The sequence below is a fragment of the Burkholderia sp. BCC1999 genome (genome assembly GCF_905339975.1).
In the GTDB taxonomy this organism is placed as follows: domain Bacteria; phylum Pseudomonadota; class Gammaproteobacteria; order Burkholderiales; family Burkholderiaceae; genus Burkholderia.
Window position 1 is genome coordinate 303,780 of sequence record NZ_CAJPHP010000005.1, and the last position, 26,809, is coordinate 330,588.

General features: G+C 60.7%; 16 protein-coding genes. 6 read left to right on the plus strand and 10 right to left on the minus strand.

The genetic code is table 11. From position 1 onward, the window contains the following. Positions 1 to 194: 194 nt before the first annotated feature. Complete coding sequence (gene cysC, locus U5809_RS09650) at positions 195 to 725, plus strand: adenylyl-sulfate kinase (RefSeq protein WP_322086326.1); 531 nt, start codon at positions 195 to 197, stop codon at positions 723 to 725. An 82-nt stretch (positions 726 to 807) separates the two neighbouring features. On the opposite strand, the gene U5809_RS09655 is transcribed toward cysC, so the two are convergent. The 4 genes from U5809_RS09655 to U5809_RS09670 all read right to left on the minus strand — a co-directional run bounded on the left by U5809_RS09655 (position 808) and on the right by U5809_RS09670 (position 11,444). Beyond that, complete coding sequence (locus tag U5809_RS09655; RefSeq protein WP_322086297.1) at positions 808 to 1,509, minus strand: GNAT family N-acetyltransferase; 702 nt, start codon at positions 1,507 to 1,509, stop codon at positions 808 to 810. Then, positions 1,506 to 2,834 (minus strand): aminotransferase class I/II-fold pyridoxal phosphate-dependent enzyme, encoded by a 1,329-nt coding sequence (locus U5809_RS09660; RefSeq protein WP_322086298.1) that lies wholly within the window; start codon positions 2,832 to 2,834, stop codon positions 1,506 to 1,508. The genes U5809_RS09655 and U5809_RS09660 overlap by 4 nt, the downstream gene beginning before the upstream one ends. A gap of 64 nt (positions 2,835 to 2,898) precedes the next feature. Next, positions 2,899 to 3,816, minus strand: a complete 918-nt coding sequence (locus U5809_RS09665; RefSeq protein ID WP_322086299.1) for a UDP-3-O-acyl N-acetylglycosamine deacetylase — start codon at positions 3,814 to 3,816, stop codon at positions 2,899 to 2,901. Then, a complete protein-coding gene (locus U5809_RS09670; protein WP_322086327.1) occupies positions 3,813 to 11,444 on the minus strand; it encodes an SDR family NAD(P)-dependent oxidoreductase in 7,632 nt (2,543 codons plus the stop codon). The genes U5809_RS09665 and U5809_RS09670 overlap by 4 nt, the downstream gene beginning before the upstream one ends. Positions 11,445 to 12,834: 1,390 nt before the next feature. Between U5809_RS09670 and U5809_RS09675 the strand changes: the two genes are divergently transcribed. Beyond that, a complete protein-coding gene (locus U5809_RS09675) occupies positions 12,835 to 13,989 on the plus strand; it encodes a sulfotransferase family 2 domain-containing protein (protein WP_322086300.1) in 1,155 nt (384 codons plus the stop codon). Positions 13,990 to 14,180: 191 nt separating this feature from the next. Here the strand turns inward: U5809_RS09675 and U5809_RS09680 are convergent, their stop codons facing one another. The 3 genes from U5809_RS09680 to U5809_RS09690 are packed head-to-tail and all read right to left on the minus strand — an operon-like array spanning position 14,181 to position 17,699. After that, positions 14,181 to 15,707 (minus strand): LTA synthase family protein, encoded by a 1,527-nt coding sequence (locus U5809_RS09680; protein WP_415877938.1) that lies wholly within the window; start codon positions 15,705 to 15,707, stop codon positions 14,181 to 14,183. A gap of 4 nt (positions 15,708 to 15,711) precedes the next feature. Beyond that, entirely contained in the window at positions 15,712 to 16,500 is a 789-nt protein-coding gene (locus U5809_RS09685) for an SDR family NAD(P)-dependent oxidoreductase (RefSeq protein WP_322086302.1), read from the minus strand. Further along, on the minus strand, positions 16,497 to 17,699 hold the full coding sequence (locus U5809_RS09690; RefSeq protein WP_322086303.1) for a capsular biosynthesis protein: 1,203 nt from the start codon (positions 17,697 to 17,699) through the stop codon (positions 16,497 to 16,499). The genes U5809_RS09685 and U5809_RS09690 overlap by 4 nt, the downstream gene beginning before the upstream one ends. Positions 17,700 to 18,122: 423 nt before the next feature. On the opposite strand from U5809_RS09690, the gene U5809_RS09695 reads away from it, so the two are divergent. The 4 genes from U5809_RS09695 (at position 18,123) to U5809_RS09710 (ending at position 22,315) form a co-directional block, all read left to right on the plus strand. Further along, the gene (locus U5809_RS09695) at positions 18,123 to 19,274 is read left to right on the plus strand and encodes a hypothetical protein (RefSeq protein WP_322086304.1); all 1,152 of its coding nucleotides are present in this window, start codon (positions 18,123 to 18,125) and stop codon (positions 19,272 to 19,274) included. Positions 19,275 to 19,324: 50 nt separating this feature from the next. Then, positions 19,325 to 19,978 (plus strand): ABC transporter ATP-binding protein, encoded by a 654-nt coding sequence (locus tag U5809_RS09700; RefSeq protein WP_091921192.1) that lies wholly within the window; start codon positions 19,325 to 19,327, stop codon positions 19,976 to 19,978. Further along, on the plus strand, positions 19,975 to 21,246 hold the full coding sequence (locus U5809_RS09705; RefSeq protein WP_322086305.1) for a glycosyltransferase family 1 protein: 1,272 nt from the start codon (positions 19,975 to 19,977) through the stop codon (positions 21,244 to 21,246). The genes U5809_RS09700 and U5809_RS09705 overlap by 4 nt, the downstream gene beginning before the upstream one ends. A 277-nt stretch (positions 21,247 to 21,523) precedes the next feature. Then, positions 21,524 to 22,315 carry an ABC transporter permease gene (locus U5809_RS09710; RefSeq protein ID WP_091921190.1) on the plus strand — a complete coding sequence of 264 codons (792 nt, stop codon included), beginning with the start codon at positions 21,524 to 21,526 and terminating at the stop codon, positions 22,313 to 22,315. Positions 22,316 to 22,429: 114 nt separating this feature from the next. Here U5809_RS09710 and U5809_RS09715 read toward each other — a convergent pair whose 3' ends face one another. From U5809_RS09715 to U5809_RS09725, 3 genes are all read right to left on the minus strand, one after another. Next, positions 22,430 to 24,523: an HAD-IIIC family phosphatase gene (locus tag U5809_RS09715; protein WP_322086306.1), complete on the minus strand. Its 2,094-nt coding sequence runs from the start codon at positions 24,521 to 24,523 to the stop codon at positions 22,430 to 22,432. 285 nt (positions 24,524 to 24,808) lie between these two features. Continuing rightward, complete coding sequence (locus U5809_RS09720) at positions 24,809 to 25,921, minus strand: glycosyltransferase family 1 protein (protein ID WP_322086307.1); 1,113 nt, start codon at positions 25,919 to 25,921, stop codon at positions 24,809 to 24,811. Next, positions 25,918 to 26,808 (minus strand): GDP-mannose 4,6-dehydratase, encoded by an 891-nt coding sequence (locus tag U5809_RS09725; protein WP_322086308.1) that lies wholly within the window; start codon positions 26,806 to 26,808, stop codon positions 25,918 to 25,920. Before U5809_RS09725 ends, U5809_RS09720 begins: the two co-directional genes overlap by 4 nt. Between the last annotated feature and the right edge of the window lies 1 nt (position 26,809).

The following is a 26,809-nucleotide window of genomic DNA, read 5'->3' on the forward strand; positions in this document are numbered from 1 at the left end:
GGACAAAGCCTTATTCCTGATTAAAATATTCAAGTTACAAAATTTCAGAAGGCACGTTACAATTCGCCTACGGGCAAATCCGAACCACAATAAAGTAGCGACGCAGTTTCCGGCACATCGAATCCGAGATGACTCAAGATCTCCAGACCTCTTTCCCTGTCACGCTGACAGATAATCAATCCGTGCTTTCCAGCATGAAGCAAGATCATGCCTTCGTGGTATGGCTCACCGGTGTTTCCGGTGCCGGGAAATCGACGCTATCGAATCTCCTGAAGGAACAACTCGATGCTCGAGGCCTTCGGTCCTTTCTGCTGGATGGCGACCAGCTCCGCGAAGGATTGAATCAGGATCTGGGATTCAGTGACGCGGACCGCCACGAGAATATTCGTCGGACGGCCGAGGTCGCGCGCTTGATGGTGGACGCAGGGCTTGTCGTTATCGTCGCCCTTATCTCGCCGTTTCAGGAAGCACGTTCCAGGGCGCGCGCGCGCTTTGCGCCTGAAGAATTTTTCGAAGTCTTTGTCGACGTTGAGCTGGATATCGCGGAAGCACGCGACCCAAAGGGGCTGTATGCACTGGCAAGGCAAGGGGCCATTCGGCAGTTCACCGGCATCGAATCGACCTATGAAAAACCGATATCGCCCGACGTGCATGTGCGCACGGGTAAAGCAAGCCCGCTGGAATGCGTGCGCGCGATCATTCAGAAATTGCCATTGAACGGCTGATACCGGCACGACCACCGGCTCGTCTACTACCCTCACCGTTTCCGGCGCGCCATTTTGGCGAGCGACGGTAGAACTGTCTGCTTTACATCATGCCGGCCAACTGCCATCGTTGACCGCGACTATCAAACCGCATCCGGATCGAATCGAGTTCGGTCGGCAGCCGGCGCGACCGCGCGCGGGGCCGCGGCAACGCGGCGAACCCGAGCCGCTCGTACAGCGCGCGTGCACGCACGTTGCGGGTCAGCACGTCGAGCACGACCTCGCGGCTGCCGTCGGCCGGCAGCGCACCGGAATCCAGCGCATCGCGGAACAACGCGCTGAAGATGCCCGTGCCGCGCTGCCGTTCATCGGTCGCGCAATGCGCGACGAGGATCTGCGAACGCTTCGGCGCCGGGAGTTCCGTTTCGAGGACCAGCCCGCGCAGCAACTGGCCGATCGTGCGACGCACGCCGAAGAAGCGCGCCAGTGCCCACACGACATGCACGTCGTCGAACATCGTCCGCTGCCCGTCGTGAATCGCCAACACGGCAAGCACGGTGCCATCGTCGGCGACCGCGACGCGATGCCGGCGCCACGAAAAGCGCCCATGACGCGACCGGAATGCCTGCTGCAGGAACGCGATGCAGCGCGCATCGCTTTCACCGAGAAAAAAACCGAATTCCGCCACGCCGGACGCAAACACGAGCGGCCCGCACAACATCGCATCATCCGCATCGGCCGCGCGAAACCGCACGGCCTCGCCGGCGCGCGAGACTGCTTGCGCAAAGGCGGCGGCCTGCGTCATGCGCTACGTCCCGCGAGGCGCGACAACACGCCAACCGTCCGGCTGATCTGCTCGGGCTCATGCGTCGAGCAGATGAAAAAGCGCAGCCGTGCCGCCTTTTCCTCGACGGCCGGATAGAAGATCGGCTGCACGTTGATCCCTTCGTCGAACATCGCATTCGCCCACTGCGCAGCCTTCAGCGAACTCCCGGTAATCACCGGCACGACCGCGTAGCCTGCACTCGTGCCCGTATTCAGCCCGGCAGCGCGCGCCTCGGTCAGGAACTGCCTCCCCCGCGCCTGCAGTTGTGCGACGCGCGCCGGCTCCGCCTGCAGGCGCTCGAGCGCAGCCAGTGACGCTTCGGCAAGCGTCGGCGCGAGCCCGACGCTGTACAGGAAACCCGGCGCCAGATGACGCAGCATGTCGACGAGCGGCTGGCAGCCGGCGATGAAACCGCCGCAGCCAGCCAGCGTCTTGCTCATCGTGCCCATCCACATGTCGACCTGGTCGGGCGCGACGCCGCAATGCTCGCGGATGCCCTTGCCGGTCGCGCCCAGCACGCCGAGCGAATGGGCCTCGTCGACCAGCAGGAACGCGCCGTGGCGCGTCTTCACGTCGACGAAGCGCTGCAGGTCCGGGAAATCGCCGTCCATGCTGTACAGCCCTTCGATCGCGATCAGCACGTGCCGGTATTCGCGGCGCACGCGCGACAGCAATTCGTCGAGCGCCTGCCAGTCGTTGTGCGCGAAGCTCAACCGCTTCGCGCCGCTCAGCTGCGCGCCCTGCACGATGCTGTTGTGCGCGAGCGCGTCGTGGACGACCAGGTCACCCGGGCCGAACAGCGCGCCGATCACGGTCACGTTCGTCGCGTGGCCGCTCACGAACGCGACGCAGTCGTCGGTCTCGTAGAACGTGGCCAGTGCGCGTTCGAGATCGCGCTGCACCGGGCGTTCGCCCGCGACCATCCGGCTCGCCGATGCCGACGTGCCGTACCGGTCGATCGCGGCTTTCGCGCGCGCGGACACGTCCGGGTCGCCGGCCAGGCCGAGATAGTTGTAGTTCGCGAAGTTCAGGTATTCGCGGCCGCCGATCTGCGTCGTCGCACCGGCAACGCCGTCGTGCACACGGAAAAACGGCGAGTCGACGCGCAGCTTCTCGCCCATCTCGCGCATGATCCGGACCTGCTGATACTGCGGCATCGATTCGAAGCGGCTGCGCGCCGACGCGGTCTGCGCAGCCGGCGTGCTCGGCACGCCGGGCGCCGCGGCAGCATCGGTCGCGCGTTCCAGTTGCCGTTTCAGCGCTTTCGCCGCCAGTTGCTGGCGAAGATGCTCTCCCAGTGCCATTGCTTCCTTCGCTTTATCTCGAAAAGGCGCTATGTTACGCCGCGTATATTGAAAAAGCGTGGTTTCAGGTCTCGGAAAAGTCGGCCCACTGCCACGCGTCGGGCGTCGCCAGCAGCGCATCGACCAGCCGGAAATTCATCTCGTGGCTCGGCCGCAACGCGCTCACGCGCGCCAGCAGCGGCGCACCGGCCAGCGCGAGATCGCCGACCAGGTCGAGCACGCGATGCCGGACGAACTCCTCCGGCAGCCGCATCCCGCCCAGCACGCGATTGCCGACGATGGACGCGGTGCACGACGGTCGCGCGCCGCGCAGGATCGGCACGCCGCGCAGATAGCCGGCGACGATCGCCGGCACGGCCCACTTCACGCGCCCGTACGAGCGCGACGGCGCGATTTCGGTTTCGAACGCGGCCGGTGTCAGCGCACCGTCCCAGTGCATGTCGCCGAAGCCGCGCAGGTCGTTGCGCACGCTCAGTTCGTAACGCGGCGCCGGCTCGATCCGCATTTCGCGCCGCTGGTCGCCCTCGCCGTCCGTGACGACGACGGGCCGCAGCACGCGGATGAAGCGTTTCGGCGCATCGAGCGCGACGCGGCCGCACGTGCGGATCGCATCGACCCACGGTGTGGCGCTGCCGTCGAGAATCGGCACTTCCTCCGCGTCGAGCTCGACAATCGCGTGATCGATCTCGCACGCGAGCAGCGACGCGAGCAGATGCTCGATCGTGCGCACGCTGACGCCATCGGCATTGCGCAGCATCGTGCAGAGCGGCTGCGCGCGGCGCAGCGCGGGATCGACCGGCAGCGTCGCGAGCGTGCGCCCGTGCGCGATGCGACGGAACGCAATGCCCGTCACACCGTCTTCCGGGCGTGCTGGCAGAATCCGCACGCCCACCCGGCGCCCCGTGTGCAGCCCGTGCCCGTCGATCGTCAGCGGCTGTGCCAGCGTACCCTGGTGCGTCGCCCAGCCGGCCGGCGCGCTCATCGCGCCACCTCCAGCGTGGGCGATGCATGACCGGCGACGGGCGCCGGCCGCGTGTCGAGCATCGCGCGCGCTTCGCCGTCGATCGCATGCTTCGCGGCGAGCGCCGCGACGGCCTCGTGCGCGGCATCGGTTGCCGAGCCGGCGTCGGCATCGGCCGACGCGCCGATCGAATCGACGATGCGTCCGGCCAGCGTCGTCACCGACGCGCCCTCGGCAATCGCCATCACCGACAGCTTGACCTCGAACGCTTCCTCGACCGCAAGTCCGAGCTCCATCCCCATCAGCGAATCCATGCCCATGTCGAGCACCGACTTGTCGAGCGCGATGCGATCGGGCGTCATGTGCAGAATCCGCGCGATCTGTGCCTGCAGCGTTCGCGCAACCAGCGCGATCGCTTCGTCACGCGGCAACGCGAGCACCTCTTCGCGCAGCTGCGTGCCGCCGTCGCGCGCATCGCCGCCGCTCGCATGCGATTGCAGCAGCGAATACCGACGCGCCTTCGCGGCCGGCATCCCGCGTGCCACCGCATGCCAGTCGAGCCGGACCACGGCTTCGCCGGCCGCCCCCGCGACCAGCGTGCGCTCGAGCGCGATCATCGCCTCGTCGGACGTGATCGACGCACCGCCGATCCGCGATTGCAACGCTTCGCGCGTATCGGCATGGCGGGCGAGGAAACCGACGTCCTCGAGCGGCCCCCAGGCCATGAACGTGCCGGGCAGCCCTGCCGCGCGACGATGTTCGACGAGCGCTTCGAGGAAGGTGTTGGCCGCGACGTAGTTCGACTGCCCCGGATTGCCGAGATAGGTCGTCGCCGACGAATAGACGACGAACAGGTCGAGCGGCAGCCCGCGGGTCGCGCGATGCAGGTTCCACGCGCCGGCCACCTTCGGGGCGAGCACCGCGGCCATGCGTGCATCGTCGAGATTGCGCACGAGGCCATCGTCGATCGACATCGCGGAATGCAGCACGCCCTTCAGCGGAACGTCGCGCCGGACGATCGCGGCAATCATCGCGTCGACCGCCGCGGCATCGGTCACATCGCACGACACGACGTCGACGGTGACGCCCAGCGTGTCGCGCCAGCCCGCGACTTCGTCGCGCGCCGCAGCGGCAAGTTCACCGGAGCGACTCGCCAGCGTCAGCCGGCGCGCGCCGCGCTCGACCATCCAGCGCGCGCTCGCGAAGCCGAGCCCGCCCGTGCCGCCGACCACCAGGTACGCGCCGTGCGGATCGAGCGCGAGCGAACCCGCGCCCGAGACGCCGCGCGTCGGCGCCGGCGTGCCGGAAGGATAGGTCACGAGCACCTTACCGATCTGGCGCGCCTGTTGCATGTAGCGGAACGCATCCTCGGCCCGTTCGGCAGGGAACGCGCGATACGGCAGCGGATGCAGCACGCCCGCCGCGAACAGCGCCATCACTTCGCCGAACAGGCGTTCGGTCAGCTCCGGCAGCGCGCCCATCAACTGGTCGGCATCGATGCCGAAATAGCTGATGTTGTTGCGGAACGGCCGCAGCCCGATATGGCTGTTTTCGTAGAAATCGCGCTTGCCGAGTTCGAGGAAACGACCGAACGGACGCAGCGTGTCGATGCTGCGCACCATCGCTTCGCCAGCCAGCGAATTCAGCACGATGTCGATGCCCTGCCCGCCCGTCATGGCCCGGATCTCGTCCGCGAACGCGAGGCTGCGCGAATCGAGCACGTGGTCGGCGCCGAGCAGGCGCACGAACTCGCGCTTCTCGTCGCTGCCGGCCGTCGCGAACACTTCCGCGCCGAAGTGACGCGCGAGCTGGATCGCGGCGATCCCGACGCCGCCCGCGCCGCCGTGCACGAGCACGCGTTCGCCGCGGCGCAGCCGCGCGAGTTCGACGAGCGCGTAATAGGCGGTGAAAAACGTCGTCGGCACGGTCGCCGCCTCCTCGAACGACAGGCGTTCGGGCTTCAGCGCGATTGCCTGTGCGCGCGTCCTGACGCGTGTCGCGAACGACGCCGGGGCGAAGCCAAGAACCGCATCGCCCGGCGCAAATGCCGTCACGGCGGGGCCAACCCGGACCACGCGCCCGGACAGCTCCATGCCGATCGTCGCGCCCGCGAAGCCGGTCTCGACCGCTTCATCGGACAGGAGCCCCATCGCGTACATCACGTCGCGGAAATTCAGGCCGGTGGCGACCGGCTCGATCTCCACCTCGTCCTCGCCCAGCGCGCTTTCGGGCAACGCAAACCATTCGAGATTGCGCAACGAGCCCGGTGCGTCGAACGCGAGCACCGATGCGCGTGCGATCGCGCCATCGTTGCGGGCCGCAGCCTGCACGGCGGTCAGCATGCGCGGCACCAGCCGTCCGTGTGCGCCCAGGACGACTTCTTCCTCGACCGCCGAGCCCGTCAGCTCGCGAATCAGCGCATCGGGAATCCCGTGCGCCGCGCGATCGACGTCGATCAGGCGGCATGCGAGTTCGGGATGCTCGTTCGCGAGTACGCGACCGAGGCCCCACAGCGTCGCCTGTTCCGGATGCGCATTCGCGGCGCCGGCAAACGGCGCACCGCCGCGCGTGACGACGGTCAATCGCGTGGCCGCATTCGGCTGCGCGCCGAGCGCGCGAACGAGTGCCGCCAGCGCAATCGCACCGTGACGCTGCGCGGCCATCAGGCTGTCACCCGTCGCCGCTTCGGCGAGCGGCGTTTCCGGTGCGCAGAACACGACGTGCGCCGGCTGCCCGGCCGGCAGCGACGCAATCGCGTCGGCCGCGTGCGTGATGTCCACGATATCGGCCGGATAGCCCGCCTGCGCCAGCGCATCGGCCAGTTGCCCGCCGAAACCGCCGACCGCGTCCGGCGCGTGCATCACCAGCCAGTGTTCGTGGCGTGCGAGCGTATCGAGATCGCTCGCGTCGTCGCCACGTTGTGCAGCAACCGTGCTCACGGGGTTGCGCGCGACGACGAACGTCGGTGTGCCGTCCAGATCGAGCGACTGCTCGACGTGTCGCACGACGTCGACGTAGCCCGCGCGCGCGAGCGCCGCCTCGAGATCCGCCGGCGCCAGCGGCACGGGTGCATCGGCTTCCGTCGACGCCACCTGCGGGGCGAACACGATGTCGGAGAAGCGGCCGCGGCGCGACTCGGCCAGCAGCAGCAATCCGCCGGGCGCCAGCCATGACCGCATCGCATTCAGCGCATCGGCCACATCGCGACGGCCACTCAACGCGCGATTCGCGACGATCAGGTCGTAAGGACCGGCATCATCGGCCGACAGCGACAGCCGCTCGCCCGACTGCAGGGCCACCGTGCGCACCGCCGCTTCCGCGTCCGTGTCGAACCCGGCCAGCTGGCCGGCCGTCGCGGCGATCGTGTGATCGCAGCGCGCGGCCGCGAGATGCATGCCGAGCGTCTGCAGCACGTCACCGTCCGTCGCGCCCAGTTCGAGCACGCGCAGCCGGCGCGCCGGCTGCCATGCGTCGACCGCCTGTTCGACGCCGGCCGTCAGCAGCGCGTGCACGTGCTGCCAGGTCGGCGACGCGGCAAGAAGTTGCTCGACCAGGCTGTGCCCGGTCGGCGACAGCCAGCGTGCGCCATCCTTCGCGCCGCTCAGCACGTCGGCCAACGCCGCGCCGCAATGTGCAAGCAGCGTCAGCTCGGCCACGTGCCCCGGCGATTCGGCCAGCAGCCCGCGCCACAGCTCGTCGAGCGGCGGCAACGCCGCACATGCCGCGTCGTCGCGCACGAGCAGCGCGCCGTCGCGATGAGCGAGACCATCCTCGACCAGCATGTCGCCAAGACGCGCAGCCAGCGCCGCACACCCGGGCGCCGGCTGCCATGTGCCGGCGAATGCGCCGAGCGCATCGAACGCGCGAAGCACGTAAAGGCTCGCGAGTACGTCGAGCAACGGCAGGATTTCGGTCAGATGCTGCGTGCGGCGCCCATCGTCCTCGGTCGTATCGAGTCGGGCGACTGCTTGCGTGAGCAGCGCGTCGGGCGCCGGCAGACCGGCTGCATCGACGTCACCCGGCAGCGGCACCTCTTCGAGGCGGTACACGAAGCGCGCAGGCAGGTTCTGCCGGCGGCCGACGAGATCGACGCGCCGGAACCGGCAAGCGCCGAGTCGCGCGACGATCGCACCCTGCGCATCGAGGAATTCGAAATGCGCGACGACCGAATGCGGGCTGCGCCGGTCGATCCGCGCGAGTACGCGCGCGACCGTGTCGCCGCGCAGATAGTCGACGCGGCCGATCTGCACCGGCACGTACGCCGGATGCTCGCCGTCACGCGCGTGCGCGGCAAGCAGCGCGAACAGCGGATGAAACCCGCTGTCCATCAGCGCCGGATGCAGCAGATAGGCCGACAGCGCCCGTGCATCGCCGCATGCGGCGGGCGCCGAGACGTCGGCCAGCGCCGCATCGTCGCCTGCGGCGACCCGCACGGTGCGTACCCAGCGGAACGCCGGCCCGTACGCGAGGCCGATGGCTGCGGTGTTCGCATACAGCGTGTCGCCGTCGGCGGCCGGCAGCGCGAGCAGGCGCTCAAGCGTGCCGGACGGCACGACGCGCGCCGCGCCGAGCGCGCTGCCGCTTTCCAGCATCCGCCCCGTCACGTTCAGCGTCCATGCGCCGCCGGACATCCGGTCGCGCGTCTCGATCGTGAAGGTCGCGGTACGCGGCTCGATCACGAGTCGGAACAGCTTCGCCTGCTGCGGCTGGAACACGACCGGCGTGCGGATCTCGACGTTTTCGAGTGCCGCATCCGGCGTATCGAAGAACGTACGCGCCGCGGCGAGCGCCATTTCCACGTATCCGGCGCCCGGGAACGCCACACCGCCATCGACGACGTGATCGGCCAGCATCGGCAGCTTCGCCGGATCGAGCTGGTTTTCCCAACCGAACGCGTGTTCGTGCAGCCGATAGCCGAGCAGCGGATGCTCGCGGCGACGATTGACGAGGCCGTAGCCTTCGACGGTCGGCGTCAGCCAGAAACGGTCGCGCTGCCACGGATAGGACGGCAATGCCGCACGCGACGTGCCCGGTGCAAAGCGGTCGGGATCGACGCTCGCGCCGTGCGCGATCGCCGCGAGAATCGCCTGCTGCAGCGTCGCCGCGCTGCCGTGATCGCGCTTGAGCGTCGGCAGCACCGTGCCGGTCGCGCCGGCAGCCGTGAACGCCTGCTTCACGTACGTGCGCAGGATCGAATGCGGCGACACTTCGACGAACAGCCGGACGCCCTGCTCGATCAGGTGCGCGATGCCAGCGCCGAAGCGCACGGGCTCGCGGATATTGCGCCACCAGTAGCGCGCGTCGAGCTCGGTGCCGGAGAGCGCGCCGCCGGTCACGGTCGACACGAACGCGCCGTTGCCCGGTTGCGGTTGCAGGCTGGCCAGTTCGGCCAGCACGACCGGCTCGATGCGATCCATGTGGCTGCTGTGGAACGCGTAGTCGAGATCGAGCATCTGGAAGAACTTGCCGCTGCCGCGCAGCGCCGCCTCCAGTGCCTGCAAGCCCTGCAGTTCGCCTGCGAGCGTGACTGCATCGGGACTGTTGATGCCGGCGATCTCGACACGGCGCGCGAGCCCGTGGCGCGCGATCAGTTCGCGTGCCGCCGCGTCGCCGATGCCGACGGCCGCCATCCGGCCGCTGCCGCGCGTCATCGCCTGCGCGCGGCTGCGGATCTTGATCACGCGCACCGCGTCGCCGAGCGACAGCGCGCCCGTCACCCACGCTGCAGCAATTTCGCCGACGCTATGGCCGATCGCCGCGTCGTAACGCATCCCGCGCGCATCGATCACGCGGATCATGCCGACCTGGATCGCGAACAGCAGCGGCTGCGCGTTCTCCGTCGCGGCGAGCCACTCGGCGCCCCCGCCGGCCAGCCATTCCGCGCTCGGGCCGCCGCGCATCACGTCGACCAGCGACGGGCTGCCGTCGGCACACCACAGTGCGTCGACTTCGTCGAGCGCCGCACGGAACACGGCGTTCTCCGCATAGAGTTCGTTGCCCATTCCGACCCACTGGCAACCGTTGCCCGAGAACACGAGCGCGGTGCGCAGCGTGTCGGCGGGCGCCTGGCCGGTTGCCACGCAGGCTGGCAGGCCTTCCTGCGCCGGCTGGGCCAGTGCTGCAAGCGCCGCGCGGCCTTCCGCCACGTCGGCCGGCGCGACGATCGCGCGATGTTCGAGCCATTGGCGGCGACGCGCGGCCGCAGCGGCAAGCGCCTGCCAGTCACCACCGTTGTCGAGCATCGCCAGATAGCGGCCCGCGAGTGCGCCGAGCGCCGCCGCGCTACGCGCGGTCAGCACGAGCGGAGACGGCACATCGGCCGGTTCCGGCGTAGTCGTCGACGCATCGCTTGCAGCCGGCGCTTCCGTCAGGACGACGTGTGCGTTCGTGCCGCCGAAACCGAACGAGTTGACACCGACCGTCAGCGGCGCGGTACCCGTTTCGAGCGGCATGTAGCGATCGACGACGCGCAGGCGCCCGCCGTCGAAATCGATGCCGGGATTGGGCGTGACGAAATGCAGCGAGCGCGGCACCGCGCGATGCTTCAGGCACAGCACGGCCTTCAGCAGGCCGGCCATGCCGGAGGCCGTTTCAAGGTGACCGATGTTGGTCTTTACCGAACCGATGAGCAGCGGACGGTCCGCCGGGCGCTCGCCCGACACGACGTCGATCAGCGCACGCGCCTCGATCGGGTCGCCGACCGCCGTACCGGTGCCGTGCGCCTCGAGGTATGCGAGCGACTGCGGATCGATGCCTGCGCGTGCGTACACGCTGCGCAGCAGCGACGCTTGCGCTGCCGCGCCCGGCACGCTGATGCCGCCCGGCGAGTGGCCCACGGAGTTCACGCCGGAGCCGGCGATCACCGCATGGATCGTGTCGCCGTCGGCGAGTGCGCGATCGAGCGGCTTGAGCAGCACGAATGCGCCGCCTTCGGAGCGGACATAGCCGTCGCCGGTCGCATCGAACGCGCGGCAACGGCCGCGCGGCGACAACATCGACGCCTTGGAGAAGCTGACGAAACCGAACGGGTGCAGCAGCAGGTTGACGCCGCCCGCGAGCGCCATGTCGGCTTCGCCGGATTGCAGCGCCTTGACGGCCTGGTGGAGTGCGACGAGCGACGACGAGCACGCCGTGTCGACGGACATGCTCGGGCCGCGCAGGTCGAACAGGTAGGACACGCGGTTCGACGCTATGCTCAGTGTGTTGCCGGTCGCCGAATACGGATCGATCACGTTCAGATCGTCCATGTTGCGGTTGCCGTAGTCCATGCTGGCGGCGCCGACGAAGACGCCGCAGTTGCTGCCGCGCATGTCGGCCGGGCGCACGCCTGCGTCCTCGAACGCCTCCCATGCGAGTTCGAGCAGCAGGCGCTGTTGCGGATCCATCTGGGCCGCTTCGCGCGGGGAAATGCCGAAGAACGCGGCGTCGAAGCCGGCGACGTTGTCGAGCACGCCGGCCGAGAACGTGTAGCTCTTGCCCGGTTCGCGCTTGGACGGGTGCTGGTAGAAATCGGTGCCGAAGCGGTCGGCGGGGATTTCGGTCACTGCGTCGCGTTCGTCCTCAAGCAAATGCCAGAAATCGTCAGGGTTCTCGACACGCCCAGGGAAACGGCACGCCATCCCAATAATTGCAACTTTTTTTTTCATCATCATGCTGCCGCCGGCCGAAACACGTTTTCTGACCCTATGCTCGCAAGCTCTTTCTGCATTGTTGCAAACGTTATCGCCGACCGAGACTATCACGCCCGGTGATCGTGGAAAAATTCAAATTTTGTGATATGAAAAACTGTGTATAGCCGCTGCAGCACGAACAGGTTATTGACGACGCGCAATCCGCCCTCTCAAGATGCACCATATTGATGCATCCCCCATGATGTCATAGTGAGATGACCGATCAATGGCCAATCAGCTCACTCGCGTTTCGACGGCGCACTCTACGCGTCATTGCTCACTCGATATCTGACGCCGAAACGCCAACGTTCGATTGGTTATCTGATCGCAGCACACCCAGCACGCGCCCGGCCGACCCGCTCGCTGCCGTAGAGCTTCAGCGTCGAGGTCGTGACAGCCGCGTCTGTCCCCGTGAGCGCAAGATGATAGCATCCGCAAACCGCTCATCCCGCGGTCGCCGCTCCGCACACGGACATCGCACTTCTGAAGTTCCTGATCCTCAGGAATAGGCTACGGCATTGCCCCCTCTGTTTTCCACGGACGCCAACCGACGCTTGTGAGACCGCAAAACCGCCCCGCCATCCTTCTCTCGACATTCAATTCGCTAACGCTAGGCTAGCGTAAGCAACGCAACCGGACTTCGCCGATCGAATATCATACAACACCTGACAAAAACAGTATAAGCGTGCCACCCGACGCCTGCACCTCGATCTATTACCCGATGGATCTCAATCAAGTACTCATTTAGGAAAAATACACCACGCCGCTCAAAATGACTCCAATATGATCCACACACCAATCACTCACCTCGCCCAGAGCAAGCACTTCCTTCATCAACTTACAATTCATTAATTTTGTTCATGATTTTTCAAAAAAACACCACGGCCAAATTTAATTAATTGCATCACCAATAAACACCATCGCCTCATTTCATGGAAATACTTTTCAGCCCAATCGCACTCTTCCGCGAACGACAACCTTTCCATCAAATAACCGTGCACCTGGTCAAAGCAATTTGGCCGTTACCCTCCCCCAACACGCCAAGAGCCTTGGTGGGCGTGCCCGCATGGATGCAACCCTAGCCCATTGAAGCAGGTCACCACCAACGCCCCCCTCCCCCGACCAGTATGTCGATCGCCACTCTGGCCCTGAAATCGCATAACATCGCGCTCTCGACGGTGGCCGAATCAACCTCCACACGCCCAGCTGGCCACGTTGACCAATAACTGAGCACCGCATCACCCGGTATCTACATCCCCCCCTAGACAGGCTTACATCCCCCCGACATACTCTCGTCTCCGGTTGACTTGACTCCCGCAACATCGCCCACGGTTACGTTCGCAGCGTTCAAAATTACAAGACTCACTCCATGAGACCAGCAGAGACACTTATTCAATCGGTAGACACCGTGTTCAAGGACCCACAGCAGCAAAAATTACTCGCCGACGCTGTGGAAGCTTGGTATCTGGACGCCGTTGCCAACTCGAACACATCGAGCGGTGCCATTCCCTCCACGTTTGCACTACAGATCGTGAGGGATATATTTTCGGCACTACTCGGTCGCGATCCTGAAGAGGAGGCACTCGGGCATTACTCGGAGATCATCGCACGGCCAAACGGCGTCCGCGACACCCTGATCTCCGTTGTGGAATCTGGCGAGTTTCGTCAACGGTTTTCTCGCACCCTGCCGGAATTACCGCACCCCGAACTGACTTTCGACGAACCTGCAACGGTATTTCTGCATGTCCAGAAAACGGGCGGGACGTCGCTGAAGAACATGTTTATCGACGCATTCGCTGGTCAACAGATGTATCTGGAATATGCCGACACCCTACACCTTCGATCTCCAGCTGAACTGTCTCAATTCAACACATTCATGGGGCATTTCAACTATGATTCGCTGGCATATATTCCCAAGCGCAACCTAAAACTGATTTCGTTCCTGCGCGATCCTGCCGATCGATTGGCATCTCTTTATCGGTTCTGGCGCGCACACGCCCCTTCGCACCCCTCTTTCCATAGTGGCATGGAAGCCGCGAATCGGCTCGAATTCGAGGACTTCCTCATAGAGCAACGCCGGGCGCCCCATTCCGACACATGGAATCACATGACATGGGTTATCCTCGGAAATCGAGCCTGGTGGCGCTGGGCGCATCGGCTTTGCGACGACGTTACTTTAAACGATGAAGACACGGACAAGATGCTTGAAGAATTCCGGATAGAAATCCGTGAGCATCTGGAGCGCTTTACATTCATCGGCATGCAGCATGATTTTGAACGATCATGCCGCCTACTTTCTTATAGCTTAAGCTGCGGCCAACTCAATGTCCGGCACGACCATACCATTCAGCTATTAACGCAAATCGATCCGCTCATCAAGGATAATACGGCGTCGGATAGCCTGAAGGCAGAATACACGCCGCCAGTGCTTGCCATGACACAGCTTGACTCCATTCTCTTCGAAGAAGCACAAGCAACATACACAAGAGTCGCTGCGTCGCCACAAGTCTTGAGTTCGGAATAACACGGAAGCTCCGCCTAAAAACGGAGCTTTCCTAATTCTGAAAGGCAGCACGAATCGCAGAGATGCGCGGCCACCTCAAGACCGCGGCAATGATTGCCGAGGTTTGGAGTGTTTCTTGTCGTTCGATTCGACATACGCTTCGGGTGCAGCGCACTGTAGGAAGCCGGTTTCGCAATTGCAAACTCGGACTCCTACCGGGCGGCTTCGCTCAGCGTCGTCGCCGAAAACTCACCGCCTTGTACAGCGTCCAACACCATTGCCCCAAGAGATTCCGCGCGCACGTCTCGACGAGAAGCCCCAACCCGCCCCGAGTTTCTCCAGATGAGATAGTGACTACGTTCCGGTGTCCTTCCGATTCTATCGAACACACGCGGCAGCGCAGGAACGTGGTCGCCATAGAAACAGACAACCGTCTCCCGTTGGCGCGCCCGTAAAAATTCAATCAATCGCCCGAGCATCGCATCTGCGTTTGCGACATGGCGAAGATAGGCGGTGAGATCCTGCCATTCCTTACCCTCGCCGAACTCATGATACCTGCTCGACTCCCCGGGCTCTACCGACTCCAGATGGAGTGGACCATGATTCTCCATTGTCATCGCAAAGATGAAAAGGGGAGACGATCGCGGCGCATCGAGTGCAGAAATGATTTTCTCCGCAACGGCCTCGTCAGAGATGTATGGCCCCGCAAGTGGTGCACCACCGAAATCCGCAATATCGATCAAGCGCCCGATTCCCATTAACGGAAATACACGCCGCCGACCAAAGAAACTCCCATAGTAGGGGTGTACTCCTATCGTGTCGTAGTCGCCGCGCCCAAACCAACTGGCAAGCGAACCACACTTCCGACGCACAAACGCGTACGGATAAAATCGTGCATACCCAAGCTCCGCAGACGGTACTCCGGTCAATACGGCGAATTCCGTACGCATCGTATTCGCACCCCAAGCAGGGACTTCGAGCTCCCCGTGATATACCGATTCCTCACGCACACGGTCAAAATTCGCAAGCACCGCCGATGAAATGGCCGACGAGATCTGCCTTACATCAAAAAAAGACTCGCTCTGAATCATGATCACATCCGGGCGCGCGACGGGAGGCTCACCATCGCAATATGGGCCGGCCGCTACCGCCCCCTCAAAAGAGCGCAGCGTTTGCAATCGCATACCATTGAGTAAATATGCTACAAACACGGAGAAAAAACCATATTTCCGCTGGTCAACCTCCGGCACCAACGTTAACACCATTCTTCCGGCCAACCATCGACAAAGAATCACGCATGCCACTGCCATGAAACCTGTTGCCAATCCATACGCCGACGCCAACGGCTCCTCGATCCAGTAACCCGCAACGAGCAACGACACGCCGACCGCAATCAATAGAGCCTTACCGATACTAAGAAATGGCAGATAAAGCCTGGGATGCGAGAAAAGCTGACTGAACAGGCTCAAATCAGAAAATACAAATGGCTCTCTCAGAGATTCATATTTGGCATTGCTGACCGCAACGATCAGCCCGACAATGCCCACGGCAACAACCGTAGAAAAAAAAGGGCGTCTCGTTGCGAGAAATGCTATACAGATCAAGAACAACACCGTCGTACCGTGCAACACGACCGCCACACCATATCGACGCAACGATGTCCTTGGCAGTGCAAATACATCCAGCACGACCGACAATGCGATCGCGCATGCAAGCAGAGTCGAAAATTGCAACGCCACCACGCTAACGCCCCTCCCCAGGCAAATACGACAATCGCTCAAGAATGGCGTCTGCGAGGGTCGCCGGCATCAATGCGAGAATGCGGGTCCCAAGCGCGAGGTGTCCCGGAAAAGCGATCTCCGCCTGCCCAGCCAGCAATCTCCGGCGGATATGATCGGCCGCCTTTTCCGCAGACCACATCGAAGGCTTATCGCCAGGAAAGGCCTCGCTCATTTCCGTTTTCACGAACCCAGGCAAAATTACCGATAACGTCACGCCATCTCGCTTGAGGAGCGGCCGAACTGAATCCCCATATGCCTTGACCGCAGCCTTGCTCGCACAATATGCCGGCGAAATCGCCATGCCGCGTAATGCAGCAATTGAGCTAACCATCGCTATATGCCCTTTTCGTCGTGCACGCATTTGCTCAATGACAGGCAATACAGCGTGCATCGCTCCATAGAAGTTCGTGTCGACAACCGCTGCAGTTCGCTCTAGGTCCTCCCAGTCGGAAGCATTGGCGATTGTGCTTGCAATTCCGGCATTGGCAATCAGCAAATCAATTGGATGTGCATTATCGAATTCCGAAAGCCAAGAACGCATGTGAGCCGCATTCCGGACGTCTATTGCTCCGGCGATCACTTGCCTGGCGCCGGCAGATTTACACTGAGCAGCACATCGTTCGAGCCGCGCGGAATCTCGCCCGACAATGCCAAGCACTACGTCAGGCCCCGCATATGCACGTGCGAGTGCGTGCCCCAGTCCCGCGCTCGCCCCGGTTATGACGATATTACGCGGTGCGATGCGCTTCATATGGCCGCCTCAAGACGCTCGACGGAGCCGGCAACAGCCATTGCGATCCCCGTTCGCGTGTAGAAGTCACCGTTGATCTGCGTATGGTGCATCACGTAGTCAAGGAACGCGTGATAGAGATCCATATCAGGTGACTCTGAATTTTTCCAAAAATCGTCCAGCGACCCTTGCCACGTCAACCCCTCCATGTCGTACACAGCTGCCCCTAAAGCGGCCAACGGGCGCTTGTGATGCAACGCCGACAACCCCACGGTACTGTTGACAACCACGACTCCTCGCGCGTGTTCAAGCAAGGTCGGCAAATGACCGGAATCAATGAACAGCAGCCTATGCTGAATCCCAAGCTCGTTAGCAAGGCGAAACGCATAACGTCGATAATCGATCAGACCCGTATCGAGAGGATGATTCTTTACGACTAGCACGGCATCTTCAGGTGCTGCGCTGGCGAACGAAAGCAGGACATGCGATAAAGCTTCGCGAATTCCATCAAAGGGAGAATGGACAACGATCTGTGCATCCGAATTCAATTGCAGAGGGAAAAGAAAGTATTTTTTCTGCTCCGCAAGCAGTACATTCGTAACCTCTTTTGCTTCACGCTCCCGCCCCCCCTGCCGAAGAGCCATAGCCGCAAGCCCGGTATATTCGGCCAGACCGTTTCTCGGACGATGACTTCGGTAATTGGGGAAGCGTACCGCAAACAATGCATTGGCACATCGATACGAGATATCGTGAAAGGCCCGTTCATACAGGTTATATCCGGTCGGAACACCTGGCATGCTCCGTGGGACGACGGATCGCTGCCGGAGATACCATGCGGGATCCCTAGGCAACAACGACCTCCCATTGACACCATGCGGCTCGAGCGTCAACCAATGTGGCCGGATATACCCTTCTTCAAAAACATAGGTACGCAACCCGAACGCCTGCGCAACCGGATGCATATGCCGATGCACTTCTCGACAGTCACCAAACATGAGGACATCAGTGACCCCCTGTTTCTGGACGATCTGCCGATACCAATCTGGCAGGTCTCCCAGTGCGCCTCGATAACTGACTGTTACACCCGTCCTACCATATAGCAGATCGCCACCGCAAAAATTGACACGCAGAACTGCATGTCCATTTCGTGTCAGAGCCTGACCCAATTGGCTAAAGAACGACGACGCAGTGCCTTGCAGCACAAGAAATGAGCGAGGCATCAAGATACCAACGTACCAACGGACGAGCACCCCCCACCGAGCGCCGTTGCCGCTACCGCGCCGGATGAGTACCAGTATATGAGTTGAAATTGAGCAGGCAGCCGATACCTGCACTGCTCCTGGAACGCGGCGAATATAGCATCCGGATGAAAAAGTGCACAGAGCAGCCCAAAAATCTCGTCCAGTATGACACCTGTATGGCTCCGTTTGACCAAGATGGCGCGAATCCCATGCGACAGATATAATTTGCCGCCATCGAAGTAACGAGCGCGAGAAACAACGCCGCAGGGATAGAGTCCCACTCTCGAACGATGCTGCCACGGCAAGCGCCGTAGCAGCACGTGATCGGCAATCGCTCGCCAATGGTCGCATCGGTAAATTTTGCAACGGTCGGCCGAGCCAATCAGCCTGGATGAAAAGAAGTTGGAAAACGTATCTGGCAACACAGCGGTGACACCGCAGAAATCGAAGAAGGGTTTGCTCGAGCGGGTAAAGGGCGTCAACCGGATCTTTGCTTGGACCGTACTCGTACCAACGGCGATCGCGACGGTCTACTTTGGACTGGTTGCGTCGGACGTCTACGTTTCGGAATCCCGGTTTGTCGTTCGCAGTGCGCAACAACAGAGTCAACCAGGCGTTGTCGGTGCGTTGCTTCAAAGCACCGGCATCGGACATGCTCAGGACGACGCATATCCGGTCATCGACTACATTCAGTCCCGAGACGCACTGAACGAGCTGAACCGCGGCCACTACATCTTCGATGCCTTTTCTCAGCACGGTGACTTTGTCAGCCGTTTTCATGCATGGCTCGACGGCAGCTTCGAAGCGTTGTGGCGCTACTACACTAAAAAGATCGTCACCGTAGATTACGACACGACCTCCGCTATTACGACGCTCAAGATAAACGCGTACACGGCACAGGACGCCAGTAGAATCAACGAGACACTGCTGGAAATCAGCGAGCGCCTCATTAATCGGATGAATGCACGCGCCGCAGCTGACACGCAATCATTCGCACAGAAGCAGGTAGAACTGGCAGCAACCAAAGCGAAGGACGCAGCTGCAGCTCTGGCGGCATTCCGCAATGCTCACACCGTGTTCGATCCCGACAAGCAGTCCGCACTTCAACTGCAACAAGTCGCGACCTTGCAGTCACAGCTGTTCTCGTCGCAGACCCAACTGGTTCAACTGCAGGCAATTTCACCGCAGAACCCGCAAATCCCAGTGCTCAAAAACAGCATCTCGGCGATCGAGAAGCAAATCAAGGAAGCCACCGGGGGCGTCACCGGAGGCAAGAACTCGCTGTCCGACAAGGCCACCGGCTATGCGCGACTACAACTCGATTCGCAATTCGCAGATCGTCAGTTAGCGTCAGCGATGGCTGCCCTGGAAACCGCTCGCGCAGAAGCACAGCGAAAGCAGCTGTATCTCGAGCGCCTGGTTGAGCCGAACACACCTGACGTCGCCATCGAGCCGAAGCGGTTGAAGTGCATTTTCGAGGTCTTCGGCCTCGGGTTGATCATGTGGGGTATCCTCAGTCTCCTGCTCGCCGGTGTACGTGAGCATCACGACTGAGATCCTCCTCCCGCAACAAGCTCGGCAACTTCCGTTTGCCCAACAACGCAATGATCGATCTCAAGGACGTCTGCAAGGACTACCATACGCGGCAAGGCCGCCGTCGCGTACTTAGTCAAATCAACCTGCAAGTGCGGCCCGGCGAAAAGATCGGCATACTTGGGCGAAATGGCGCCGGCAAATCGACGATGATCCGGATCATCAGCGGCGCCGAGCTCCCCACGTCAGGAAACATTCGCCGCGCCATGAGTGTTTCCTGGCCACTCGCCTTTGGCGGTGCATTTCAGGGAAGCCTGACGGGGATGGATAATCTGCGCTTCATCTGTCGCGTGTACGGAGCAGATGCAGCTGCTGCCGAGCCGTTTGTCCAAGAGTTTTCCGAACTCGGGTACTACTTGCGCGAGCCCGTTAAAACATACTCTGCGGGGATGCGGGCACGCCTGGCGTTTGCCATCTCGATGGCAGTCGAATTCGACTGTTTTCTCATCGATGAAATCATTGCCGTGGGTGACGATCGCTTTCACGCGAAATGTCACCATGAACTGTTCGAGCGACGTCGCGATCGATCACTGATTGTCGTCAGCCATGACGCCGGTTTTGTCCGCGAGCACTGCGACCGCGCTGCCGTCCTCGTCCAAGGCAAATTGCACACTTTCGAGCACGTCGATGACGCTTACTCCTTCTATCACGAAAGCGTCGCGTGAAAATCCCACACGTGATTGCGGCGTTGCTGCAGGCGGCCGCAATCTCTGGCTCGTCGCGCTGGGTTGCGCAGGCCCGAAGAGCCGTTGGTCAGGTCCGCTCGAACGACGCAGGCCTCGATAACACAACGCCCCGCCAACTGCTCGTCGACGTCTCGATTATCGCGACACACGACGGCGGCACCGGTATTCAACGAGTCGTACGGTCCATACTCGCAGAGCTCATCCATGCCCCGCCATCAGGATTTGTGGTGCGCCCGGTCATGGCCACTCGCGCGAAACCGTACCGGTATGCCCATGCGTATGCGTCTACGCTCGGCGCCGCCCCTTCTCCGGAACTGGACAAATTCGTTGACGCTAGGGAAGGCGACGTGTTTCTCGGCCTCGATCTCAGCAGCCGCGTCGCACCCAGCCGCCAGCGCGAGTTCCTCACGTGGCGGGCGGCAGGCGTACGCCTCGCCTTCGTCGTCTACGATCTGCTTCCGGCCAGCACCCCCCACTGGTTCACCCGTCGGGCGCAGCGTGATTTCGAACGATGGCTGCGGCTGATCTCTATTCAGGCCGATTCGTTGCTTTGCATTTCGAATGCTGTCGCAAACGATACGAAAGCATGGCTCGAAAAGCAGTATGGACTCTCGGCACCCAAACCATCATTTGAGTGGTTCCATTTGGGCGCCGACGCCCCGTCCCCATGCCATGAAGTCGTCTGCCCGACACCGCTCCTCGAACAATACATACAGAGCACGCGAAGCACCGTGTTAATGGTCGGAACCATCGAGCCAAGGAAAGGGCATGCCCAAGTTCTGAACGCTTTCGAACGCCTCTGGCAACACGGGCATGATGCAGTATTGGTTGTTGCAGGTCGCGCGGGCTGGCATATGAGTGAATTAATCGCGCGCCTGAGATCCCACCCGGAAAGCGGACGACGATTGATATGGCTCGAAAATGCACACGACGGACATCTCGCCTGGCTGTATCGGAACATGAGCGGACTACTCCAAGCGTCCGAGGCAGAGGGCTTCGGTCTGCCACTTATCGAAGCCGCTCAGTACGGAATGCCGATACTTGCACGCGATCTGCCGGTATTTCGTGAAATCGCCGGTACACATGCCAGTTACTTCGACGATCGCGAAAGTTCAGATATTGCATCCCAGCTTGCCACATGGCTTGTCGCGATAAAAAGCGGAACGGCGCCCGACAGCAGACAACTTCCGGTCATGAGCTGGCATGCCGCCACCGAACGCTTGAAGACGTTGCTGTCACGAGTATGATCCAGCCCCAACAACTCGCGGCCTCCGATTCACACCACACTGTTTCGGCCATCTCGAACAAGCTGATGATCATCCCGGCCGGTCGTTATACAATGCCAGCGCCTTTACGCTTGGTTGACGCTGTATCCGAAACCGGCACGACATCTGACGGTATGTCCCCCAGCATTTCGCACACACTCTCCAGCAGTCTCGCGAAACGGACATGTCGTCACGTACAACAATTCCGTCCGGACGGAGGTGCCTCCCTCCGCACCCGGATTCTGCGTTACGAATATCGATGCAAGATACCACTCTGATTCAATCCTTTCGAATCCAATTTCGAGTGATTGGCGCTTTGCTGATGCGCGAGATTTTGACTCGATATGGGCGCCACAATGTAGGCTTCCTGTGGGTATTCTTTGAACCCATGATGTTTACGTTGGGTGTCACTGCCCTTTGGAATGCAGCCCACCTGTCACACGGGTCGAATCTTCCGATTACCGAGTTTGCAGTAACTGGCTACTCGACAGTCCTCGTGTGGCGCAACTGCGGATCGCGGTGCGCGCTAGCGATCACGCCAAACAAGTCGCTGCTTTTTCACCGCAACGTGAGAGTACTTGACCTGTTCTGGGCGCGCATCGTTCTCGAAATCGCTGGTGCGACAGTCTCGATGGTCTGTATTTCCGCTCTGTTCATATTTGTGGGACTGATGCGGATGCCGGAAGATGTCAGCCTGATGATCGCGGCATGGATTTACATGTGCGTCCTCGGAGCGTCGATTGGTTTGATCGTCGGATCGATCAGCGAGCGAAGTGAAATGATTGAACGCCTATGGCACACATTCGCCTACTTGCTGTTTCCCCTGTCTGGTGCCGGCTTCATGGTTTCTTGGCTGCCGCCCAAGGCCCAGGAGCTGATCTTGTGGCTGCCAATGGTACACGGCACCGAAATGCTTCGTGCAGGCTACTTCGGCTCGCTGGTCACAGCCAAATACGACGTGACGTATATGATAGCTGCCGATTCGATCATGCTACTGCTCGGACTCCTGCTGGTGCGAGACACCGGAAATCGAGTCGAAGGCGCAGAGTAACGTTTATACATGCAAACGGCGGCCAGAGGCCGCCGCTGCTCAATGCGGCCTCCTCCGGCCTTCGATCGCACGCCCGCCCGAGTGACAATCTTCGCCTGTCAGGCTGAACGGACTTCAGCCATCGACCGCCTGGATCGACTCCGTCACTGTGATCCACGATGGCATCTCACAGGCGGCCACGGCTTCGAAGTGGTCGTCGACCTTCTCAAATCCAAGATTCGTGAAGTAGGCATGGCAGGAAAAATTTTTCCCGGTATCTACGATTCTTCCAGTCGCCTTTGCAGCCTGCTTGAGCGCAATAGTAGTTGCAACGCTGCCCATGCCGGTTTCAGCGCCGAGGCTGAATACGCGACACGACAACACCGCCTGCACAATTTCACCCGCACGGATCAATATCGCGCCGATAATGCCATTGTCAACGGTCTTGTCTTTCAAGGATGTTAACAAACAAACACCACCCTCATTGAAGAACTCCTGCATTTCTGCGAGCTGCCATCGTTTTCCAGTCGTATTGAATTGATTTGTTTTGTTAATCAACTCAAACGCTCGCGCAAATCGCTCATTCAAATCGCTGTCGACAATATAAAATCGCTGCTCAATATTTAGAGATTTCAGCCACTCCTCACGCGGTATCGATTGGGACAACACCTCGCGTTCGACGCGCGCCCGGACGAGTTCCGTTCGTTTCGCGGATTCCGCAGTGATGGATGGCACCTGGGTCTGGGGAGCGCGCAGAATGAGGCGACGCCAGTCATAATGATTGCCGCCTAGACAACGAATAGTTGGATGGTGAGCCTTAACCTCGTCAATTTCACGCGGGTTGTCGTCAATAAAGACCGCATTTTGTGCGAGCAGATTCGTCTCGGCAAGAATTTCCGTGATATTTTGACTTTTCGGTTGCCAGTTAATCTTGACAGATGCAAAATCAGCAACATTAACCGCACCTTGAAAGATCTCTCCTAATCGTTTCACGGTTGGTTCGTAGTCGTTCTTGCTGCATATCGCAAGCAAGCCGCCTCGCCTCTTGAAGAACAACAGCGCTTCGACCAGGCCGAGCGGCCAGCCCTCCACGCGCTCCGGGCCTACAATACTTTCCTCTGCCGCTACGCCCCGCCAAAGGGTGTCGTCGAGATCCACGATAACGAGTTTGACCGCATCTTGTTGGCGCAACACCTTGAGATTGTCGACGACTGTCTTTAGAGCAATCTCGCCGTACATCGAAACAGCCCGAACCGCATCGTCGCGCGCAATGATCGGAGCGGGTGCAATCAGACGATTGCGATCCTGATCAACATCAAAAGAGCCGATGAACGACGCATGAGTCCCGCTGAACATCACGTCGTCCTGCAAATACATCCTCCCCACATAATCTGCAAATTCATTTGAATCGAGAAAGTGAAAATTGGAAAATTCTGCGATTATTTTTACATAAATTTCATTCAACCTTCGAACGAATATCTTCGGCGAAGACAATTGAAATCGACCGACCAGATTTCCGAGATAATTGAAGCTTGGCTCGAGAAATGCAACAAAGAATGTAGGAATACCTTTGAATTTTTCATGCAGTGCCGCGAGTTTTTCGCGGAGAAGCCCCTCGCACCGATCCAATAATAACTGCGCTTCAGCATCACTCACCATTCGCGCAAACTGCATATCCGTCGACCATAGCGAAGGTTCACTGGCCGCGTCGGTCAGCACGTGTCGCAAAGTAAAACCAATAACTGCCGCGTCCGCCGGGCTGATTTCGATTTGCGGGATTTCCGAGCGCTGAAACGACTCGAAGAGCATGTGGTTAGCCCTATGCCCGAGCCGGGTAGCCGCATCGACGATAGGCGCAATCTGGCATGTTCCGAGAACCAGCAAATTCAATCTTTCGTCAGCCTTGCCCAGCAGGCTCGGCAGAGACGGTATCGACTCTGAATTGAGACGCTCACGATACTTGCCCTTGAATTCGGGCATGTTCAGGAACATCTTCAGTATCGCCTCGACATTATTGAATTTGTCGATCTCAGCGATATGCCATTCAACATCCGCCTGCGAGGGAGGACGACCGAGAAAAGCATTGAACACAGCGTGCACAAATGTGACTGTATCGACAACGCTGGATTGATCTTGATTTACATTCATAGGTGAATATATACAATAGATGTCAAATTCTTTGATTACCAGCCAATTTTCACGATCAGGTACCTCGTCGATACCACCCAAGATTCACTCGGCGCAGCCGCGTACAGCCGGTCCGCAGCCACGGGCCTGCAAGTCGGGCTCACTACAACGAGAGCACCGCGATCAGGCGTGCCTCCGCGGCCCAAAAACTGCCTCGGCGGGCATGTCTGCAGCCTCGCCTGCGTCCAAATCGTCATTTGGTTCATCGAATGAATATCGGCACCGTGTCCTTTTTACTTGAGCCTTGCCCCGGTACATGATGCACGACCGAGGCGGGAACGTTCGCTAATAGTGCGGCAATTCTGCTTCGGACCCAAGCCCCGGGTTTCAACCATGCTGCCGGCAAACCTCGAGTGTCCGGTTCGCACAAGTGCGCCAATCATAGCGGGAAGCAACGATCAATCCCCGCTTGACTGCCTCGGTACGCCATCCGTCGTCCAGCAGCGTTTGCTGAATCGCGTCAATAAAGTGCACGCGGTCCGAAACCTCGACAAGCCTCGCCGCGCCATCGGTCACCTCGGGCAATGACGAGCAGTTCGACGTAAGCACCGGCACGCCGGAACTCATGGCCTCGAGTACTGGCAAGCCAAAGCCTTCATACAGCGATGGGAAGAAAAACGCCCGGGCGCCCGCATATAACAACGGCAACTCGCTTTCGCTCACGAATCCGACGTATTTCAACCAGCCGGCCCGCTCCGCAACCGCAATCTGTTCCCGGAGCGTGTCACTCAACCACCCACGCCCTCCCGCGAGCACGAGTGGATAGAGTTCGCGCAACCGTTCAGGCAAGGCTCCATACGCGTCAATCAAATGATCAACGCGCTTTCTGGGCTCCAGCGTCGAAACGCAAAGCGCGTACCCGCCCGGAACGATTCCCCAGGACCGCAGTGGCTCAATGAGGTCAACGGCGTCGCGGGGGCGGTACTCGCGAGAGACCCCCAATCCAACGGTCGAGATGCGCCGGTCGCTCCATCCGAAGTATTGGCACACTTCATCGCGGATCGCGTCGGAGTCGGTAATGAGATGGGACGCACGCGCAAGCGTCGACGCAAACGATCGCTCGAACTGACGCACTCGCTCGAGCGGGTGCGTCTCGGCATAGCGAAACACAGAGAGGTCGTGAATGGTCACAACCCCGCTCTCGGCCAAATCCGGAAGAAAATAGTTGGGCGAATGGAACACGTGGGTACGCATCTTTCGCCGAAGCGCCCAGTTGCGCGCAGCCCTGGGAGCCAGCCGCGGCCAGTCTAGCCCGCGTCGTACGCTCGCCGGGTCCGTCAATAACCCGGGTAGATCGACGATCCACCGCTTACCGCAGTAGAAACGCAGCGATTCGAATTCCGCGGCCATTTCCGCATACCGATGCGCAAGCTCCCATGTATATCGTCCAATACCTGTCAACGGCGGAGCGATAGCATCGACAGAAAGTATCAGCCTCACGCGTCGCCCGCCAACATCCAGCGAAGCGTCTCGCGCAGTGGAATGCGAGGAATATCGCCAACCGCTTCATTTAATCTCGCGCGGTCACCAATCAATCGTGCCGCCTCACCTTTACGTATCAGCGCATCAACATGCATCACTTTCGGCTCAAAGCCCGACAGTTCGCACATGGTTCCTACGATATCGCGTAGCTTATAACCGACGCCCGAGCAAATATTTAGCACCTGCCCTGCCTGCCTTCCATCCGCGAGTAAGCTATAGATGTGAACCACGTCTCGAACATCGGAAAAGTCTCGCACAACATCGAGATTGCCAAGCTCGATCTGCGGCGTGTGGTTACGAAAATGATCGACGATCTTGGCCAATACAAAGGTTATTTGCTGCCCAATTCCCGTGTAGTTGAACGGCCTCACAATGGTGATAGGTAGATGCGCACGCCAAAGGGACGCAAGGTACTCCATCGATACCTTGCTTACAGCATAGTCACTCTGCGGAAAAAACGGCGTAGACTCGAGAACGGCGCCCTCGATGGCACCGCCATATACCGATGCACTACTAGCGAGCAACACCGAACGGACTGTTGATCCGAGACCTGCGGTCGCTTCGAGCAAATGGCGTGTACCGATTACATTCGCCGCATACGTGTCGGCGGGATTCGAATGGCCCACGGAAGAAATGGCGGCAAGATGGATGATCACATCTGGTCGCTCCGCCGCCAACACTCGGCCGAGTCCCTCACGATCCAGCATTGTTCCGACGTGAACCTTCCACGGCACGGACGTATGCCCCCTGGACAGGCCACACACATCGTAACCCGCGTTATGCAGCTTGCGCGCTAGATATGTGCCGGTAAACCCACCGATCCCGCTGATGAATATTTTACTCAAA